The 18,918-nt window shown below is 41.9% G+C and carries 16 protein-coding genes and 5 tRNA genes; 11 read left to right on the forward strand and 10 right to left on the reverse strand.

Going from position 1 to position 18,918, the window contains the following annotated elements; all coding sequences use genetic code 11:
- Nucleotide 1 precedes the first annotated feature (1 nt).
- Together pgl and zwf are read right to left on the reverse strand one after the other, a co-directional pair.
- Nucleotides 2–706 carry a 6-phosphogluconolactonase gene (pgl, locus tag L2740_RS02510; protein ID WP_248948459.1) on the reverse strand — a complete coding sequence of 235 codons (705 nt, stop codon included), beginning with the start codon at nucleotides 704–706 and terminating at the stop codon, nucleotides 2–4.
- Nucleotides 707–714: 8 nt separating this feature from the next.
- Nucleotides 715–2,187 (reverse strand): glucose-6-phosphate dehydrogenase, encoded by a 1,473-nt coding sequence (gene zwf / locus L2740_RS02515; RefSeq protein ID WP_248948602.1) that lies wholly within the window; start codon nucleotides 2,185–2,187, stop codon nucleotides 715–717.
- Between the two features lie 315 nt (nucleotides 2,188–2,502).
- Here zwf and L2740_RS02520 point away from each other — a divergent pair, with 315 nt between their 5' ends.
- Both L2740_RS02520 and pyk read left to right on the forward strand, forming a co-directional pair.
- On the forward strand, nucleotides 2,503–3,357 hold the full coding sequence (locus L2740_RS02520) for a MurR/RpiR family transcriptional regulator (RefSeq protein WP_248471779.1): 855 nt from the start codon (nucleotides 2,503–2,505) through the stop codon (nucleotides 3,355–3,357).
- Between the two features lie 184 nt (nucleotides 3,358–3,541).
- The gene (gene pyk / locus L2740_RS02525; protein WP_248948460.1) at nucleotides 3,542–4,981 is read left to right on the forward strand and encodes a pyruvate kinase; all 1,440 of its coding nucleotides are present in this window, start codon (nucleotides 3,542–3,544) and stop codon (nucleotides 4,979–4,981) included.
- Nucleotides 4,982–5,090: 109 nt separating this feature from the next.
- Here pyk and L2740_RS02530 read toward each other — a convergent pair whose 3' ends face one another.
- The 4 genes from L2740_RS02530 to L2740_RS02545 form a co-directional block, all read right to left on the reverse strand.
- A complete protein-coding gene (locus tag L2740_RS02530; RefSeq protein WP_248948462.1) occupies nucleotides 5,091–7,370 on the reverse strand; it encodes an acyl-CoA dehydrogenase in 2,280 nt (759 codons plus the stop codon).
- A 5-nt stretch (nucleotides 7,371–7,375) separates the two neighbouring features.
- Nucleotides 7,376–8,023, reverse strand: coding sequence for a TetR family transcriptional repressor PsrA (gene psrA, locus L2740_RS02535; RefSeq protein ID WP_248471782.1), 648 nt, complete (start codon nucleotides 8,021–8,023; stop codon nucleotides 7,376–7,378).
- A gap of 286 nt (nucleotides 8,024–8,309) precedes the next feature.
- Nucleotides 8,310–8,654 carry a hypothetical protein gene (locus L2740_RS02540; RefSeq protein ID WP_248948464.1) on the reverse strand — a complete coding sequence of 115 codons (345 nt, stop codon included), beginning with the start codon at nucleotides 8,652–8,654 and terminating at the stop codon, nucleotides 8,310–8,312.
- 71 nt (nucleotides 8,655–8,725) lie between these two features.
- Entirely contained in the window at nucleotides 8,726–8,944 is a 219-nt protein-coding gene (locus tag L2740_RS02545) for a DUF6500 family protein (RefSeq protein WP_248948465.1), read from the reverse strand.
- A 181-nt stretch (nucleotides 8,945–9,125) separates the two neighbouring features.
- Between L2740_RS02545 and L2740_RS02550 the strand changes: the two genes are divergently transcribed.
- Nucleotides 9,126–10,973 carry a M2 family metallopeptidase gene (locus L2740_RS02550; RefSeq protein WP_248948466.1) on the forward strand — a complete coding sequence of 616 codons (1,848 nt, stop codon included), beginning with the start codon at nucleotides 9,126–9,128 and terminating at the stop codon, nucleotides 10,971–10,973.
- Nucleotides 10,974–11,171: 198 nt separating this feature from the next.
- Here the strand turns inward: L2740_RS02550 and smrA are convergent, their stop codons facing one another.
- Nucleotides 11,172–11,759 carry a DNA endonuclease SmrA gene (gene smrA / locus L2740_RS02555; protein WP_248948468.1) on the reverse strand — a complete coding sequence of 196 codons (588 nt, stop codon included), beginning with the start codon at nucleotides 11,757–11,759 and terminating at the stop codon, nucleotides 11,172–11,174.
- 164 nt (nucleotides 11,760–11,923) lie between these two features.
- Here smrA and L2740_RS02560 point away from each other — a divergent pair, with 164 nt between their 5' ends.
- Nucleotides 11,924–12,514, forward strand: coding sequence for a YybH family protein (locus L2740_RS02560; protein ID WP_248948470.1), 591 nt, complete (start codon nucleotides 11,924–11,926; stop codon nucleotides 12,512–12,514).
- The gene (locus tag L2740_RS02565) at nucleotides 12,495–12,974 is read left to right on the forward strand and encodes a YchJ family protein (protein WP_248948472.1); all 480 of its coding nucleotides are present in this window, start codon (nucleotides 12,495–12,497) and stop codon (nucleotides 12,972–12,974) included. The genes L2740_RS02560 and L2740_RS02565 overlap by 20 nt, the downstream gene beginning before the upstream one ends.
- A 16-nt stretch (nucleotides 12,975–12,990) precedes the next feature.
- Here the strand turns inward: L2740_RS02565 and L2740_RS02570 are convergent, their stop codons facing one another.
- The 3 genes from L2740_RS02570 to L2740_RS02580 all read right to left on the reverse strand — a co-directional run bounded on the left by L2740_RS02570 (nucleotide 12,991) and on the right by L2740_RS02580 (nucleotide 16,143).
- A complete protein-coding gene (locus tag L2740_RS02570; RefSeq protein ID WP_248948473.1) occupies nucleotides 12,991–15,165 on the reverse strand; it encodes a sensor domain-containing phosphodiesterase in 2,175 nt (724 codons plus the stop codon).
- 126 nt (nucleotides 15,166–15,291) lie between these two features.
- Nucleotides 15,292–15,579 (reverse strand): DUF406 family protein, encoded by a 288-nt coding sequence (locus L2740_RS02575; protein ID WP_248948474.1) that lies wholly within the window; start codon nucleotides 15,577–15,579, stop codon nucleotides 15,292–15,294.
- A 72-nt stretch (nucleotides 15,580–15,651) separates the two neighbouring features.
- On the reverse strand, nucleotides 15,652–16,143 hold the full coding sequence (locus L2740_RS02580) for a VC2046/SO_2500 family protein (protein WP_248948475.1): 492 nt from the start codon (nucleotides 16,141–16,143) through the stop codon (nucleotides 15,652–15,654).
- 653 nt (nucleotides 16,144–16,796) lie between these two features.
- Between L2740_RS02580 and L2740_RS02585 the strand changes: the two genes are divergently transcribed.
- From L2740_RS02585 to L2740_RS02610, 6 genes are all read left to right on the forward strand, one after another.
- Nucleotides 16,797–16,881 (forward strand) — tRNA-Tyr (locus tag L2740_RS02585).
- Between the two features lie 29 nt (nucleotides 16,882–16,910).
- A tRNA-Tyr gene (locus L2740_RS02590) sits at nucleotides 16,911–16,995 on the forward strand.
- A 93-nt stretch (nucleotides 16,996–17,088) separates the two neighbouring features.
- Nucleotides 17,089–17,173 (forward strand) — tRNA-Tyr (locus tag L2740_RS02595).
- Nucleotides 17,174–17,250: 77 nt separating this feature from the next.
- A tRNA-Tyr gene (locus L2740_RS02600) sits at nucleotides 17,251–17,335 on the forward strand.
- Nucleotides 17,336–17,418: 83 nt separating this feature from the next.
- Nucleotides 17,419–17,503, forward strand: a tRNA-Tyr gene (locus L2740_RS02605).
- A gap of 302 nt (nucleotides 17,504–17,805) precedes the next feature.
- Nucleotides 17,806–18,885, forward strand: a complete 1,080-nt coding sequence (locus L2740_RS02610; protein WP_248948476.1) for a PLP-dependent cysteine synthase family protein — start codon at nucleotides 17,806–17,808, stop codon at nucleotides 18,883–18,885.
- The last annotated feature ends 33 nt before the right edge of the window (nucleotides 18,886–18,918 follow it).

An 18,918-nucleotide genomic window follows, 5' to 3' on the forward strand; every position in this document is an offset into this window, starting at 1 on the left:
CTTAAGCGCTCCAGTAAACATCAACAGGTGTTTTGCGCTGATCCAATACTGCACGGATAGGCATTTCACGGCTGTCTTCGTTTGCTAGTGCTTGTCGGTAAACATCTAACTTCTGTTCACCAACGATATGTAAATAGATTTGACGACTCGCTAAAATCGCAGATTTAGAAAGCGTGATCCGAGCATGTGGTGCATTACCAGGCTGAACAGCTGCACATAAGTCGCTGGTTGTAAACGCATGCTCAAGTTCAGCAGCTTCTGCGCAAGGGAACCAAGAACATGTATGGCCATCGTTCCCCATACCCAATACCACAACATCAAACGGCTTTGGAAAACTACCGAGCTGCTCGATTGCCATGTCGCAACCTTCTTGAGGTGTAGAATACATATTTTTCAAACCACGAAACTTTGCGCTTGCAGCTCGATTTTTTAGTAAATTGTTTCTAACTAAACGCTCATTTGAGTCGCTATGTTCAGCACTCACCCAACGCTCATCAGCAAGAGTGATATACACATCACTCCAATCAATCGCTTTTTTGCTTAAAAGTTCAAATAGCTTTAGCGGTGTCGAGCCACCGGAAACGATAAGGCTTGCCTTACCACGCGCATCAACCGCTTCTTGTAATTGGTTCGCGATACGTTCTGCAAGTTGAGCTTCAAGTGCATCTTTATTATCGAATGATTTAAAAACCGTTTCTTTAATCATGCTTTCCTCTACTCGTCCCAAGAACGACCGTCTTTAGTGATTAGCGCTACTGAAGCTACTGGGCCCCAAGTTCCTGCTGGATAAGGTTTTGGTTTTTCGTCAGTTTCTTCCCACGCTTGAATGATGCCGTCGACCCAGCTCCAAGCTTGCTCAACTTCGTCACGACGGACAAACAACGCCTGGTTACCTAACATAGCTTCTAGCAATAGACGCTCATAAGCATCTGCAATACGTTCATTTTTAAACGTCTCAGAGAAACTTAAATCCAGTTTTGTCGTTTGCAAGCGTTGCTTTTCACCCAAACCAGGTACTTTATTGAGCATCTGGATCTCAACACCTTCATGAGGCTGCAGACGAATAGTCAATTTGTTCGGTGGCAGATTACGGTAGTTTGAGCTGTAAAGGTTGTGCGGTGGGTTTTTAAAGTACACCACAATTTCAGAGCTCTTAAACGGCATGCGCTTACCACTACGTAAGTAGAAAGGTACACCAGCCCAACGCCAGTTATCGATATCAACACGCAGTGCAACAAAAGTTTCAGCATTGGACTGAACATTTGCGCCTTCTTCTTCTAGGTAACCAGGTACTGGAGCACCTTTTAAGAAACCTGAACTGTATTGACCACGAACAGTGTTGTCGTAAATATTGTCAGCGTTAATAGGACGCAGTGATTTAAGCACTTTTACTTTTTCATCACGAATATTGTCAGCGTCTAAGTTTACTGGCGGATCCATTGCAACCAATGTTAAAACCTGTAACAAGTGGTTTTGGATCATATCGCGCATTTGACCGGCTTTATCGAAGTAACCCCAACGGCCTTCAATACCCACTTCTTCAGCAACGGTTAGCTGCACATGATCAATGGTGCGGTTGTCCCACTTAGATGCAAATAAAGAGTTGGCAAAACGCAGAGCAAGAAGATTTTGAACCGTCTCTTTACCTAAGTAATGGTCAATACGGTAAACTTGGTTTTCTTCGAAGTAAGCTGAAACTTGGTCGTTAATAATGCGAGAAGTAGCGAGATCTGAGCCGATTGGCTTTTCGAGAACGACACGAGAGTCAGGATAGATAAGATTTTGTTCATGCAGGCAACGACAGATGTCACCAAAAATAGCTGGCGGAGTAGCGAAGTAACTCACCATAACCCGCTTTTCTGGCTCTAGAATATCATGGAACGCTTGATAGCCATCAGAAACAGTGAAGTTGGTGCCGATATAATGGCAACGGTCCAAGAAGCGATTCTTGGTCTCTTCGCAGAGGCCATCTTTTACAAATGTCTCTAATGCGGTGGTAACCAACTCGCGATATTCTTCTTGGCTAAAGTCATCTTTTGCTACGCCGAGGATTTTCGTATCGACATTCAGTAAATTTGCTTTATCAAGTTGGTATAAAGAAGGTAGCAACTTACGCTTAGCAAGATCCCCTTTAGTCCCAAATAGAACAAAATCACAAGCTTTGGCTTCTGGTGTTGTTATGCCCATAGCTTCAAAATCTCCTTTTGACACTGTGCCTCATCATTTTTGACGAGAATTCACACATTTGTTGTAATATAACAACACAATTTAGTAATTGCATCTAAATTTTATAATAAACTTCAAGTTAGCGTATTAGCTATGTTACGCCATAATCTGATATGCTTTTGTGATAAAATTACTAAAATTTATCGTGTTTGTACCTGTTGTCATTATAAATTAATGTTGGCGTCAACGCTGCGGAAATAATAGGCCTTTGACGACAACAAAAAAGCTGTGATCAAAATATAATAATCTACATTAATACTGAGTGGACGTACGCATATGAATACCCTCGAAAAGGTGCAAAAAAGCCTTACCCATTTTAGTAAGTCTGAACGCAAAGTTGCAGAAGTTATTTTATCTTCGCCTCAGACAGCCATTCACTCAAGTATTGCCACCTTAGCTAAGATGGCTGATGTGAGTGAGCCTACCGTAAACCGCTTTTGTCGTCGTTTAGATACAAAAGGCTTCCCCGACTTTAAACTTCACTTGGCACAAAGCTTAGCCAATGGTACGCCTTATGTAAGCCGCCACGTTGAAGAAGATGATAGCCCTGACTCTTATACCACTAAGATCTTTGAATCTTCAATGGCATCACTTGATACAGCCAGGCAAAGTATAGACACCGCAGCGGTAAACAAAGCGGTTGATATATTGACCCAAGCTAAAAAAATCTCGTTCTTTGGTCTTGGCGCTTCAGCCTCAGTTGCCCATGACGCGCAAAATAAATTCTTCCGCTTTAATGTTCCTGTCATCAGTTTCGACGATGTTCTTATGCAGCGCATGAGTTGTATCAACAGTAATGAAGGTGATGTTGTGGTGCTTATCTCCCACACTGGTCGCACAAAGTCACTAATTGATATTGCTAAACTGGCTCGTGAAAATGGTGCTGCAGTAATTGGTATTACCGCACGTAACTCACCACTTTCAACAGTGTGTACACTTCCTGTAACAATGGAAGTGCCAGAAGATACTGATATGTATTTACCAATGGCGTCACGTTTAGCACAATTAGTTATAATTGATGTGCTCGCCACAGGATTTACGCTAAGACGCGGTCCGCGTTTCCGTGAAAACCTCAAGCGTGTTAAAGAAGTGCTGAAAGAGTCTAGAATCGACAAAGATCCAATTATGTAACTGACTTTCTGCTTAATTTGCGGCAATTTGGCACTCACCAAATTGCCCTTTTAACGAATAATGTAGGAATACGTCACAAAATTAAAAACTTGAGACAGAACAATTTATTCGTAATTTTACTACATAATTGGTTATTGTCTGATAATATAGGGTTAGAATTTTTTAAAACTTAACGGAGTATCTCATGTTCCGCAGAACCAAAATTGTAACAACTTTGGGTCCAGCCACTGACCGTGATGACAACTTACGCCGCATTATCGCAGCCGGTGCTAACGTTGTTCGTTTAAACTTCTCTCACGGTGCACCAGAAGATCATAAAAAACGCGCAGACGACACTCGAGCAATTGCAAAAGAGCTTGGTCTTCATGTAGCTGTTTTAGGCGATCTACAAGGCCCTAAAATCCGTATCTCAACTTTCAAAGACAACAAAAAGGTTATGTTAACGCTTGGACAAGCGTACACCCTTGATGGTGATCTAGCGAAAGGTGAAGGCGATGAAACTCAAGTTGGTATCGACTACAAAGAATTGCCACGAGACGTAAGTCTTGGTGATATCTTGATGCTAGATGACGGTCGCGTGCAATTACGAGTTGAGAGCGTTGACGGCAATAAAGTTCATACCACAGTAACGGTTGCAGGTCCTTTATCAAACAATAAAGGCATCAACAAACAAGGTGGTGGTCTATCCGCTGCTGCACTGACTGAAAAAGACAAAGCTGACATTATTACTGCAGCACAGATTGGTGTTGACTACTTGGCTGTATCTTTCCCAAGAAGTGGCGCTGATCTTAACTACGCTCGTGATTTGGCCCGCCAAGCAGGTAGCAACGCACTGATCGTTTCTAAAGTAGAACGTGCAGAAGCAGTAGCAACTGACGAAGCAATGGATGATGTAATTATTGCATCTGATGCTGTAATGGTTGCCCGTGGCGACTTAGGTGTTGAAATTGGCGACCCTGCTCTTGTTGCAGTTCAAAAGCGCCTAATCAGCCGTTCACGCCAATTGAATAAGCCAGTGATCACTGCTACTCAAATGATGGAGTCAATGATCTCTAGCCCAATGCCAACTCGCGCAGAAGTTATGGACGTTGCAAACGCAGTGTTAGACGGTACTGACGCAGTGATGCTAAGTGCTGAAACAGCAGCTGGTGACTTCCCAGAAGAAACCGTAAAAGCAATGGCTCAAGTTTGCCTTGGCGCCGAATCACACCCAAGTGTGCAAGTGTCTAAGCACAGACTGGATCAGCAGTTTACTACGATTGAAGAAACTGTTGCATTGTCGACTATGTACGCAGCAAACCATTTAGAAGGCGTTAAAGCAATCATCGCTTTAACAGAGTCAGGCGCGACACCGCAATTGATGTCTCGTATTAGCTCTGCCCTACCTATTTTCGCGCTGTCTCGTCATGAGTCTACACTTGCAAAAATGGCACTATACCGTGGTGTTAAACCAGTATACTTCGACTCTACAGCTCACGCTCCAGAAGCTGTAGCACAAAAAGCATTAGAGACTTTATCTCAAGCTGGTTACCTACAAAAAGGTGATATGGCGATGATGACTAAAGGCGATGCAATGGAAACTGTTGGTGGCACAAACACCAGCAAAGTTGTTGTAGTTGGCTAAGCAATGACTGGTTGTCTACAGTAATCGTTAGACAAAAATCATCAATAAAAAAGGTACGCAATTGCGTACCTTTTTTGTATTTATTGAGTAACCTTTACTCTAGACGATATTAAAGTTTCTCAAAATCATCAACATTAATAGCTGCAAGTCTTAGCACATCGGCAGCAACCAATTGTTGATGCTCTTCATTGGTAATAAGCGCAATCTCAAGCGCCGCATCAAACAAGGCTAAAGGTGGCAGCTTAGTGAGTGTCCCCTCTTTTTGCGCTTGCTTAAGCTTTTGATAAAGCCCTTTGCAGGCATGCTTGGCAATAAACGCATTTTCAACATCGGCAATACCACTGCTATCATCCGCAAAGTCTGGGCACAAGTGAGTCAATCTATCACGAGCTGGTGATGGCTTGCTCATTGCTTCAACTAAATCGATAGACTGCTTATCGGTAGCATCTTTAAAGCGATTACCAAGTGGGAAGATTAAAGCGCGTAATAATAGTGCTACACCGCGATTAGGGAAGTTACGGATTGCTTCATCTAACGCTTTGGCTGCTAAATGTAATCGAGTTGCCATAGCATGACGCACTGCAGGTAAATCATCAAACTGACGTCCATTGTCTTCAAATAGCTTTAAGGTTGCAGAGCCTAAGTATAGTTGGCTTAATACATCGCCTAAACGCGCACTCAGCATCTCTTTTCGCTTTAAATCGCCGCCTAAAATAAGCATTGAAACGTCAGTCATAAAGGCAAGACCAGCTGAAAGGCGTGTCATATCTTTATAATACTGCTTTGTTTCACCACTGACTGGCGATTGGCTAAAGCGGCTACCAGTTAATGCATTACCAAATGCACTAAAAGCATTTCGAGTAGCGTAGCCGATATGCCCTAACAGAAGTGCATCAAAGCGCTCTATCGCCGCTTCGGTATCTTCCATTGCTGCCGCTTCCATTTCAGCTAACACATATGGATGGCAACGAGTCGCACCTTGACCAAAAATCATCAGGCTACGCGTAAGAATGTTTGCACCTTCAACGGTAATTGAAATCGGGAGCGCCATATAACCGTGACCAAGATAGTTTTTCGGCCCTAATTGGATCCCTTTACCCGACTGAATATCCATTGCGTCATCAACAACTTTGCGACCAAGCTCTGTCATATGGTACTTGGCGATAGCGGTCACTACTGACGGCTTAACTTTTAAGTCAATACCCGTGGTGGTTAAACGTCTTGCAGCCTCAAGCTGATAAGTATTGGCGATAACACGAGCAAGCGCCTCTTGCACACCTTCAAACTGACCGATTGGTAAGCCAAATTGCTGGCGAACAACACTGTAAGCGGTTGTTGTTTTTGTTGCCATATGGCCTGATGCCGTTGACAACGCAGGCAATGAAATCCCGCGACCTGCAGATAAACATTCAACCAACATACGCCAGCCGCGACCCGCATATTGTGGGCCACCAATGATCCAATCAAGTGGAATAAACACATCTTCACCTTGAGTTGTACCATTCATAAACGCTAGATTTAGCGGGTTATGACGACGACCAATTTTAACCCCTTGGTGAGCGGTTGGGATTAAGGCGCAGGTGATACCAATATCTTTAATATCACCTAGCAGACCATCTGGATCTGACATTTGAAACGCAAGACCAAGTACATCTGCGACTGGTGCAAGCGTGATATAGCGCTTATTCCAGTTAAGCTTTAGCCCAAGCGTTTCTTCACCATTAAATTCTTGACGGCACACAACACCGGTATCAGGGATCGCACCAGCATCACTGCCCGCTTCTGGGCCTGTTAACGCAAAACACGGCACAGCTCGTCCATCGGCAAGTAATGGCAGCCAATGGTCTTTTTGCTCTGTTGTACCATAGTGAGTCAGTAATTCACCTGGGCCTAAAGAGTTAGGCACCATAACCGTCACAGCCGCGCTAACACTGCGACTGGCGATCTTGCTTACGATAGTTGAGTTTGCGTAGGCAGAAAATGCCTTGCCGCCATACTTTTTCGGAATGATAAGCGCGAAAAAGCCTTCTTTCTTAAAGTATTCCCAAAGCTCAGGTGGTAAATCTTTTCTCTCATTAACAATGTCGTAATCATCAATCATTGTTAATGCCGTCATGACTTGATTATCAATAAAGTCTTGCTCTTCAGAAGTGAGAGTCGGCTTGCCATAGCTATGCAGTACTTGCCAGTTTGGCTTACCTTTAAATAGTTCAGCTTCCCACCAAACATCACCCGCTTCCATCGCCTCTTTTTCAGTGTTCGATAGTGGTGGTAATACCTTTTTGAAAAAACTAAAAACAGGACGCGTGATTAACTGCATCCTGATATTTTTAACACTGAATACAACGACTATTGCGATAAGCAACAGTATCAATAATGTCGTAGCCATAATTTTTAGATTACATCCTTAGTAAGTGGGACTGACACGCCCGCAGATAAATACGGAATTACTTTCCTAATAACCGCTTCAATATCATTGTGCTCGCCAAAATCAGCTTCTGCAATCTCTGTGAGTGCATCAGCTGATGCCATGGTGAATACAACCGTACCTAAGGTAAAGTGTAATCGCCAAAACATTTCAGCAGGTGGAATATGTGGCGCACTTTCTGCCACAGCATTAACGAACAAACCTAAATATTCGCCATAGTGAGTTGTAATAAACCAGCGAAGATGACCTTGGCTTTCTATATAACCGCGACCTAATAACTGCAAAAAGGTTGTTGTGCCTTCAGCGCGTAGTTGATTTAGATCCAGTAAAGGAGCAACCAAGGTAGAAAAAATAGCGTCTAATGAAGCGTCAGCATTTTCTTGTCTAACGGCCACAATTGCATTTGCAGCAGCAGGCATAAATACATCAAGGTAACGGGCTAATACCGCTCTAATCAGCTCTTTTTTTGAGCCAAAATGGTAGTTTACAGAAGCAAGGTTCACTTCAGCTTTACTTGTAATTAGTCTTAGTGAGGTTTCTGAAAAACCTCTTTCTGCAAATAATTTTTCCGCAGCGTCCAGTATTCTTGTTTTTGTATCGGAGCGATTTGCCATTCCGTTGCCTTTATATCTATTTAAAACACTCGTTTAAATTAAACATTCGCTTTGTGCTTGTCAAATTAAATACCTTTTATATAAGAATAAACTGACTTATGAGATAACGAATAAGGCTTACTAGGAAGAACAAGAAAGATTTTGTTTGTGATTGAACACTTCGCAGATATTTTACAGAGCAACTTACAAGTTTTGGCATTACTCGATGATCACTAGGCAGTACGACGCTAAGCTAAAAGGGGTAAGGCTAAGCTAAAGACTCAAAACAGACTTAGCCAAAGTAAGCTCATTTAAAGGGCCTAGGTGACTCCAATGTCACTGAAATTACCGTTTCAGTTTCATCAAGCTTTAAACACAAGCCACCTGCATACAAACAGCCCTCCTTCTTAAATGGTTTCAAACCGTAAACGTCTTCGACTAACGTATTTTCAGCCGTTGCCAAAGGCTCCCCTATCAGGTTCTTATTAGCGACTATTAGCGCCTGCTCGAGCATTTTAGTGGTCGTTTGGTAACTAGCATCGTGATAAGTAAGCGTTACAGCATGGTCAATTTTGGTATGGAAGTAGTTCAGAAACCAGAACAGGTTAGAAACTATTAGTAAGGTCAACATAATCACTGTGCTTTTACGCATAAATATTCTCTTTAGTGGGGCGCTAGTTTTGTCATTAACTATCAAAGCTTGCAGCTGTTTGATAAAGAATTTTATAACCCTTGTTTAACCATAGTCATGATCTTGTGAGCCTTTTCGAAATGATCGAGTTGATGAGTTTCAATCCACCATGTTGCCGCTTCCATTAGTAATTGTGGGTTATTATTTTTGTTAGCAAAAAACGCATAAAATGAAACGCCTACATTATCCCCTTTTTGGCTAATTTTCTTAGTACAAACCTCAATTACTTTACTTCTTAAACACTCACGCATGACTAATATTACTCCCTATTTAGCCTGTTTGAATTACCTTCTTCAAGCTGCCTTGCCTAATATCCATCGACATCAATAAATCAATATTAATTGGCAACCTAAGCTCAGCCAACAGCAAAACTATGAATTAGTAACAAAACAAGTAGAATAAGCAACACAAAAACAACAAAGGGATTAGAGAATGAATAACAGCCTCGCCAAAGTGGCCACAGTGTCAAAACTTGCAGCACTGATCGCCATAGCACTGAGTACCTCAGCCTGTAATAAAACAGAAGCTGAAACTAGTAGTGTAAAAGTAGATAAAACTACGGAAGCTAAACAGTTTATTCAAGATGCTGAATCAACGATGGCTGAGTTATCTATTGAAATTAATCGTTCTGAATGGATTTACAGCAATTTTATTACTGAAGATACAGCTGCACTTTCAGCCAGTGTCGCTGAGAAGTATACCGCTAAATCGGTTGAACTAGCCACTCAATCAGCGCAATACGCAGACCTTACACTTAGTGAAACAGATAAGCGTAAACTAAACATTCTACGCAGTTCTATCGTGCTGCCAGCTCCTTTAGATCCCGCTAAAAATGCTGAACTTGCAGGGATCACTTCTGAATTAAACGGTTTATATGGTAAAGGTAAGTACTGTTTTGAAGATGGCCGCTGTCTAACTCAACCTGAGCTTTCAGCGATTATGGCCAATTCAAAAAATCCTGATGAATTACTTGAGGTTTGGCAAGGTTGGCGTGAAATTGCTAAACCTATGCGACCGCTATTTGAAAGAGAAGTTGTGCTAGCTAATGAAGGCGCTAAAGATCTTGGCTACGCCAATTTATCTGAACTTTGGCGCAGCAATTACGATATGAAACCAGATGAGTTCTCCACTGAACTCGATCGCTTATGGGGTCAAGTAAAGCCGTTGTATGACTCACTTCATTGCTATGTTCGTGGCGAACTAAATGAACAATATGGCGACGAAGTCGCACCGGCAGATGGGCCAATACCTGCGCACTTACTAGGTAATATGTGGGCTCAGAGCTGGGGCAATATCTATAACCAAGTTGCCCCCAAAGATGCCGACCCTGGGTATGATGTTACAGAGCTTTTAGCTAAACATAATTACGATGAAATTAAGATGGTAGAGCAAGCAGAAAGCTTCTTTACCTCTTTAGGGTTTGAACCATTACCGGACACTTTCTGGCAGCGCTCTTTGTTTGTCCAGCCTGAAGATAGAGATGTAGTCTGTCACGCATCAGCTTGGGATCTCGATAACCTCGACGATATTCGTATTAAAATGTGTATTCAAAAAACAGCTGAAGACTTTACCGTTATTCATCACGAATTGGGGCACAATTTTTATCAACGCGCCTACAAAAATCAGCCTTTTATCTTTAAAAACAGTGCTAATGACGGCTTCCATGAAGCTATCGGTGACACAGTTGCGCTTTCAATTACACCTAACTATTTAAAACAAATTGGCCTGTTGGATGAAGTACCAGATGCTTCAAAAGATATTGGTTTATTACTCAAACAAGCACTCGACAAAGTGGCCTTTATGCCATTTGGTTTAATGATTGACCAATGGCGATGGAAAGTATTTAGCGGTGAAATTACTCCAGAGCAATATAACCAAGCATGGTGGGAACTAAGGGAGAAATACCAAGGTGTTAAAGCCCCGATAGCCCGTAGTGAAGCCGACTTTGATCCGGGTGCTAAATATCACGTACCGGGCAATGTTCCTTATACCCGCTATTTCTTAGCACACATTCTACAGTTCCAGTTCCACAAATCGTTATGTGAGATAGCAGGAGACAATGGACCTGTGCATAGATGCAGTATCTATGGCAACAAAGAAGCCGGCGCTAAGCTCAATACCATGTTAGAAATGGGTCAAAGCCAGCCATGGCCTGAGGCGTTAGCAGCTGTTACCGGTACCAAAGAAATGGATGCCAAAGCGGTACTTGATTACTTTGCACCACTGCAAACTTGGTTAGATGAGCAAAACAGCGCAGCTAACCGTCAGTGTGGTTGGTAATAATCTTGAGTGTGTATTAATAGCTAGCCCTATTAGCGTTTGAGTTTATTTGCAGCTAAGTTTTTTACAGCTCAGTTTGTCTATAAATAAGCTCACGCAGTACTTAGTGGGTTCAACTAGATTGATATCACTCAGACCTTATACCCAAAAGCCATTTTACTATTAAAGTAAAATGGCTTTTGGGGTAAACAATAAACATTAGCGAACATTTACGCCTTTATGGTTGGTCTCTTTGGCTTCGATACGCTTTTGCTCTGACTTTGCCAACATCACATAGAGCGCGCCAGTACCACCGTGTCTTCGCTGTGCAGAGTGAAATGCCAGCACTTCATCTATCTGTTCAAGCCAATTAATAACAAATGATTTCATCAATGCGGGGAAAGGCTTACTTTTAACACCTTTGCCATAAATAATCATTATATTGCGTTCACCGCGCTCACGGCCAATCTGGATCTGCTGGTACAACGCTTCTCTAGCCTGCTGAGGCTTAAGCATGTGCAGGTCAACTTCAAATTTACACGGATAGCCGCCTAAACTTAAACGATGAAAGACCTCATCTTGCACCCCATCGCGCTTAAACTCTACTATCGCATCTGGTTCGCTGGCCGTAACAAGATGCGGATCTAACGTAAGCAGTGCACGCTGTTCACTCATTTGTAGCTGTTTTCTACGAGCATCTTGCGCTTCTGTAGAAACCGTTTTTTCGCAAATAGTGGTGGTGTTACTCTTAAGTGGTTGTACGCCCGCCATTTCCTGCAGAAAAAGGCTCATCTCATCATCACCCATAATCTCTCCACTTAGTGCCACTTTTAAACGTTATCACAGCTCCAGCTCCCTAAACGTACTAAGCTAAAACATGCGGTAACACATCTTGTAAAGATCTAATACTTTAGTTCACCCAAGCCATCTATTATAGTGTTAACTATTATATTCTTAGTGTCTCCTATTACATGCTTAAAAAAGTTGCAACCGCGTTTACATTATTCAGTTTGCTCTATTTCAGCGCACTACAGGTAGCTGTTGCTGATGATAATGAAGCGCTCAATGCGGTGTATAATCAATTTAGTCAGGCTTTTAATGAGTTAGACGCCAATAGAATGAAAACTATCTACTCAGAAGATGCTTGTTACATTCCTGAAAGCCAAGGTGAAGAGATCACTATCGGCCGCGATAAAATCGTTGCTTTGTACGAAACCTTTTTTGGCAAAATTAAACACAAAAATGCCAAAATTGAAGTGGATTTTAGAGTTATTGAACGCAATATAATTGGCCGCAGTGCCACAGATGTGGGTTACTACCTAATTCGCTTCCATCCTCCATTAGATAACGGTGAGCCTAGCAGTGAATTTGCGGGTAAATTTGTTGGTGTGTCTAAAAAGAAACAAGATGGAAAATGGTACTTAACCGTTGATACCAATAACCGAGCAGAAGCATCGTTTTATTTTAATGCCAAACCTAGCCCAAACCTTTATTATGGCCGCCAATTCCCATCAATCAGCCAAAACTCACTGCCTAAACATAATGACAAACCCGAACATTGATCCACATTCTCTCTGCCCTTGCTGCTCTGAACGTACTTATAAAGACTGTTGCCAGGTATTTCATTTACTTAAGCAGCTCCCAGAAACACCTGAACAGTTAATGCGAAGTCGCTTTTGTGCCTTCTATTTGGCGCAATATCCATATCTAATTGCTAGCCACCACCCAGACTATTTAAACGGATTAACAGAAGCAGATCTTGCCAAGGAGCCTTTGCCAGACTGGCTAAGTTTGGACGTGATAACGAGCTCAGAAAAAGGTCTAACAGGTACGGTAACTTTTCAAGCTTGGTATAAGCTAGATAGCGAAATAGACGCTATTCATGAGTGCTCTAGTTTTGTAAAACTTGATGGCCGTTGGCTGTATACTGAAGGCGTACAAAAATCGCCAGTTTTTCCTAAGCGCAACGATTTATGTGTTTGCTTAAGTGGCAAAAAGTTTAAGCAGTGCTGCTCTCGTTAATATGAGATTAATTTGCTTAATGTATAGCGGCTTTATTCGTTAAAAAGTCGCTAAACTCTGAAACTCTCAATGCAGGGCTATATAAGAAGCCTTGTGCTTGATGGCAAAAATGCTGCGCAAGAAACAGCTCTTGCTCCTTAGTCTCCACACCTTCGGCCGTTAATGAGATATTTAGTGCCGATGCCATGGCAATGATAGCACTAACAATCTCGCGACTTTCATGGCTTACGGTTAGGTCGGAGATAAATGAACGGTCAATTTTAAGTTTACTGATAGGGAACTGTTTTAAATAGCGCATTGAACTATAACCAGTGCCAAAGTCATCAATGGCTAGGCCCACTCCAAGATCTGCTAGCTCATTACACAAGTTCGTCGCAGAGCGAATATCTTCCATTAACTCAGTTTCAGTAATTTCCAAAATTAAACTATGAGGTTTCAAGCGGTAGCGAGTAACGAGTTCCCAAACCTGCTCAAACAAACTACCACTGAAAAACTGCCTTGCCGACACATTAACATGCATTGATATATCGATTTGGTGTCGTTGCCAGAGGTTAAGCTGCTTACAGGCTGCTTCTAATACCCAAGAACCAATATCATTAATTAAGCCGGACTGCTCTGCAATATCAATAAACGCACCGGGATAAAGCACGCCCTTTTTCGGATGGTGCCAACGGATCAAAGCTTCAGCACCAATATAAGCTTGTTTCTTCAAATCTTTTAGTGGTTGATAATAAAGCTCAAATTGACGCCCTTTTATGGCCGCGACCAGATCACGTTCAATTTGTGCATCTTCTTTAAACGCATTAAGCAGTGCGGAGTTAAACACCTGAATCGCTCTACCTTGCTTACTTTTAGCATACTGTAGCGCAATATCTGCACACGTTAGCGGCGAAAACAGCTGTTCAATTGAGGTTAAATCGACTCGAGCAAGTGCAGGTTTAGGCTCAACTTGTTCAATGCCTATGGTGATTGGGGCTTCTAATTGACGATAAAGCCGCTCGGTGGCTTCTTCAATGAGTGATTCATCTTCTTCATTTTCAAATAAAATCGCAAACTCATCACTACCAATACGTGCGATTTCCGATAACTGGTTTACTTCGGCAAAATGCCTGATCCGTCTTGCAACTTCAACCAACATCACATCACCGCTAGCATGGCCGTAGGTGTCGTTAAAGCGTTTAAAACCGCGTAAATCTACAAGCACTAAATGTCCAGTACTTTGCTTTTCAAGGACTCTGCTGAAATGGGTACGATTAAACAGCCCTGTTAAGCCACAGCGCCAAGCGAGACGTAATAGCTCGGTTTGGTGGTTATGCTGCTCAGTACAGTTTTCAGCATTAACAAGTGCAAAATGATTACCGCGCTCTGAAATAAAACTCTTTACTCCCAACCTCATCCAGTATGTGCTGCCATCTTGACGCACCAGATTTATCTCTTCTTCAGAACTTTCGCCATTACGGGCTTTATTTAAGACTTGTTCAGATAGGTTTGGGTATTGCTTAAAAAAATCTAGCACTCTGACTTTTCGGCCAACAATGCGCTTCTTTTCTACTCTTGTTAATTCAAAGTGCGCTTTATTCACATATTCAATGGTCTCTGTCTCTAGATTAACAATCATCATTATTTGATCTGATTGTTCTGCCGCAGACAGAAATAAGGTTATACGTTCATCCTTATCGTAGCCGTGCTGAGTCGCCAAAGTTAATGCAAGTTGATCGGCCACTTGGGAACATAACTGCACTTCACTGTCATGCCAAGGTTCCGTTGCCTCTGTGCGCTCTAAACTTAACAGTCCTTCAAGATGGCCATTAATACGTATAGCGACCTCAAGAACTGAGTTCACTCCTTGCTGCTGATAATATTCTCGCAATTCACTTAAGCGACTATCCTGCAGGCAGTCTTCAGAGCTAATATGCCGCTCGCCAATGAGTTGTTGAATAAAAGCAAAACTGGCAGACGGGGTTGGACGAAAAGCAGATGATGAATGGCAAACGGCTGAAGTAGAAAGACGGGTTATTTGTTCTAATTTATCATCGAGATGACAAAGTGCAGATACCACAACGCTAGATACATTAAGCTGCTGAGAAAGCAGTTCTGCGGCAATCTGAGCTGTCGCTCTAAAATCACCTTGCTGCTTGGCTTCTGAATTAACAATGTATTCCAACAACTGTTGAGATTTCTGCTTCTTCACACGTTATCCTGTTGAGGTAAACAATCGTTCACCAATCGCTCTTATTAAACTAAAGCGTTAATTATATTTTTATAGGGTACAAGATTACACGAGTTAACGTATTTTCAGCAAGTTATCAACAGTCGATTACAGACCGTTTTCAAGCTGAAATATCATTTTTTCAGCACTACACGAAAAAGTAATGTTTACCTTAGCGCTATCGGCTGCAAATTCAGACTCTGCAGTTACAGCATCAAAGCGACTTTGAGCTTTAGCGATAACGTCATTTGCTAATTGCTGACAATTATCACCATTTAACTCAAGCTCTAATACTGTATCAAATTCATCAATTACAGCACCTACATCCACAAAGCTACCACAGTCAGTACAAGTATCATTCACTAGGGCTGATTGTGCTTGTTGAATATTTTTCATCTTAAATTAGTCTCTACTACAATAATGAACGCCAATTATATATCAGCAAATCAAAATAAAGCAGGATCATCTTCAAGCTTGCGCAATAAACTCACTCATTTTTCGTTGCATTTGTAGCTGATCAACAAAGTGGGTTAACTGTACCTCGGGACTTGTTGTTATTTGTTGATATTTATTACGAACATTAAGCTCGCAGTTAGCTAATACTTGTTCCATCTCAAGCGCTTCATTTCTGCGGATCACCAAAGCTTCTTCATCCAATAGGTTGGCTAAACGAAACGCAGTTGCTCCTGCCTGTTGGTAAATTTGGCTGTTGTCTGTACAGGGAGTATCTTTATCCAATTGGCTCAATAGTGCTTGCGGCGCAGGTAAGTCAAACTTAGCTCTAAGATCGGAAGATTTATGGCTCTGAGTTTGAAATTGCGCCATATCACGAGCATCAGCTGACAATAAAGAGAGTAATAAGCCAAACTCACCCCGTCGGTTTGAGCCAATCGCATGATTGAGCCTCGTACCTAGCTGTGATTCATTGACTAACACGCTATTTAGTTGAACAGCACTCATATTGACCAAAAATAAACCTACAAAACAACTCGTTGTAAGTTAATCGACTGCGTAAGCGATTACTTTAGGCTTTATTTCAAAATCAATGGCTTTAGGCTGATTAATTTACGCAATTAGTTAGTACTCAGTAATTTATTCGCTAGCGACGATTTACCGAATCCTCTATGTAGCCGTAGTCATGAAACTCTTGCTATATCTCTCATTCGTTTATATCCAAACATCATTGCCAAACAGAGGACCAATTAACTTTTGCTTAAAATCGTTTTTGCGCTTTTTTGAGGGCGTATTAGGCTGACTTCCTAATGTTCCAATTCGTTCTGTTGTGCTTTGTATGTTCAAAACCTACTCGATATTTAAAAAACATACTTAGCGAGTAAAGTTCCCATCACATAGAAAACTAAATAAATTATTGGCAAAAATTAGCAAACGGTTAGATTTTGATTAATTTAGAGGTTGTTCGGTTTATCGCTCAAAATAGCCAGAAAAAAGCATGTCTCACCAATTCAGCAAATCAGCAGCTAATAACTGAGCAATATGGGTAAGAATGCATCTACGAAACAACTCGTTGGAAGTTAATTGAGCAAACAGGCAGTTATTTCATATTTAGGCTTTACAGCAGAAAAAATTCTGACTACTATTGCCGCCGCAATTGAGGAGGGGTTCCCGAGTGGCCAAAGGGATCAGACTGTAAATCTGACGGCTCAGCCTTCGAAGGTTCGAATCCTTCTCCCTCCACCATTTGCATACAATTTGTAGAGAAATACTCTGGAGGGGTTCCCGAGTGGCCAAAGGGATCAGACTGTAAATCTGACGGCTCAGCCTTCGAAGGTTCGAATCCTTCTCCCTCCACCATTTCTACTGCATTTTGTAATCAAAGTGAGTGCAACAAACGCAATAGGCCAATATTGTGTGTAACACCAAGCAAGACCGAAGTTAAGAAAATGTGGAGGGGTTCCCGAGTGGCCAAAGGGATCAGACTGTAAATCTGACGGCTCAGCCTTCGAAGGTTCGAATCCTTCTCCCTCCACCACTTCTTAAGTTCAAATGTTTTAAAACAGTAAACACTGTAGGCCAATTACAGTGAGCAAGACAGAAGTAAGAAAATGTGGAGGGGTTCCCGAGTGGCCAAAGGGATCAGACTGTAAATCTGACGGCTCAGCCTTCGAAGGTTCGAATCCTTCTCCCTCCACCACTTCTTAGTTCAAACGTTTTAAAGCAGTAAACACTGTAGGCCAATGCAGTGCGCAACATCAAAGTAAGATGAAGTATAAATGTGGAGGGGTTCCCGAGTGGCCAAAGGGATCAGACTGTAAATCTGACGGCTCAGCCTTCGAAGGTTCGAATCCTTCTCCCTCCACCACTTTGTTCATCGCTCCCTTTAAGTTTCAAATCTCCTATTTCAAATTGCTATTTCAAATTTCACATTTAAAATAACAGTATCAATTTGTGAATTTGCTGTTTCCCAAGTTCAACGTTTCTAATAAATTTATTTCCAAACTAACCGCATCACTTCACAACAAACTACCCTAGTTTGTACACATTCATATTCTTAAACATAGACTTATACTCCAGCCATAATCGTGCTCTAGTATTTTAGTGCTACCAATCCCAGCCCCTTTTCACTATGATTTAACGCTAACCGCATTAATCAGAGGCGATAAAGTGACTAATTCCTGGGTAAATCAAGCAATTGAAAAAATTGAAGCTGATTTTCAGCGCAGTGCCGATACTCACTTAATAAAACTCGATACTCCTAACCTAAAAGGTATCGACATCTATTTAAAAGATGAAAGTACCCACCCAACGGGAAGCCTTAAACACCGCCTTGCCCGCTCACTATTTTTATATGCCCTTTGCAATGGTTGGATAAAACAAGGCACCACTGTAATTGAATCATCATCCGGCAGTACTGCAGTATCAGAAGCCTACTTTGCCAGGTTGCTTGGGCTACCTTTTATTGCGGTAATGCCAAGCTCGACAGCCAAAAAGAAAATCCAACAAATAGAGTTTTATGGCGGACAGTGCCACTTTGTTGACCATTCAAGTAAAATATACGCCGAATCTGAGCGTCTAGCTAAGGAACTTAACGGCCACTATATGGACCAATTTACCTATGCTGAACGCGCTACCGATTGGCGCGGCAATAATAATATTGCTAACTCCATTTTTAATCAGATGGAAAAAGAGCAACATGCCATTCCGTCTTGGATTGTTATGAGTCCAGGTACGGGCGGCACATCAGCAACAATAGGTCGCTATATTCGTTATCAACGGCTTGCAACCCAACTTTGTGTTGTAGATCCAGAGCAATCTGTATTTTTTGATTACTTCAAAACCGGAGATAACAAAGTAACCTGCGCCAATGGAAGTAAAATAGAAGGTATTGGTCGACCAAGAGCTGAGCCTTCTTTTATTGCAGGGGTTGTAGATGAAATGCGTAAAATTCCAGATGCAGCATCAGTCGCAACCATTCATTGGTTAGAAAATATCATCGGCCGTAAAACAGGTGCTTCGACAGGCACGAACCTTTATGGCGTATTACAACTAGCAAGTGAAATGGTGGCAAAAGGTGAAACGGGCTCTATCGTGACTTTAATTTGTGACTCAGGCGAACGCTATTTAGATACTTATTATGACGCAGATTGGATTGCTGAGAATATCGGTGACTTAACACCATACACAAAGGCATTGCAGCAATTTAGCACCACAAGCACACTGATTTGCCCTAGCCTACAACGTTAGTCACAAACATTAGTCGCAAACATTAATCAAAAA

This window comes from Shewanella pneumatophori, from assembly GCF_023283895.1.
In the GTDB taxonomy this organism is placed as follows: domain Bacteria; phylum Pseudomonadota; class Gammaproteobacteria; order Enterobacterales; family Shewanellaceae; genus Shewanella; species Shewanella pneumatophori.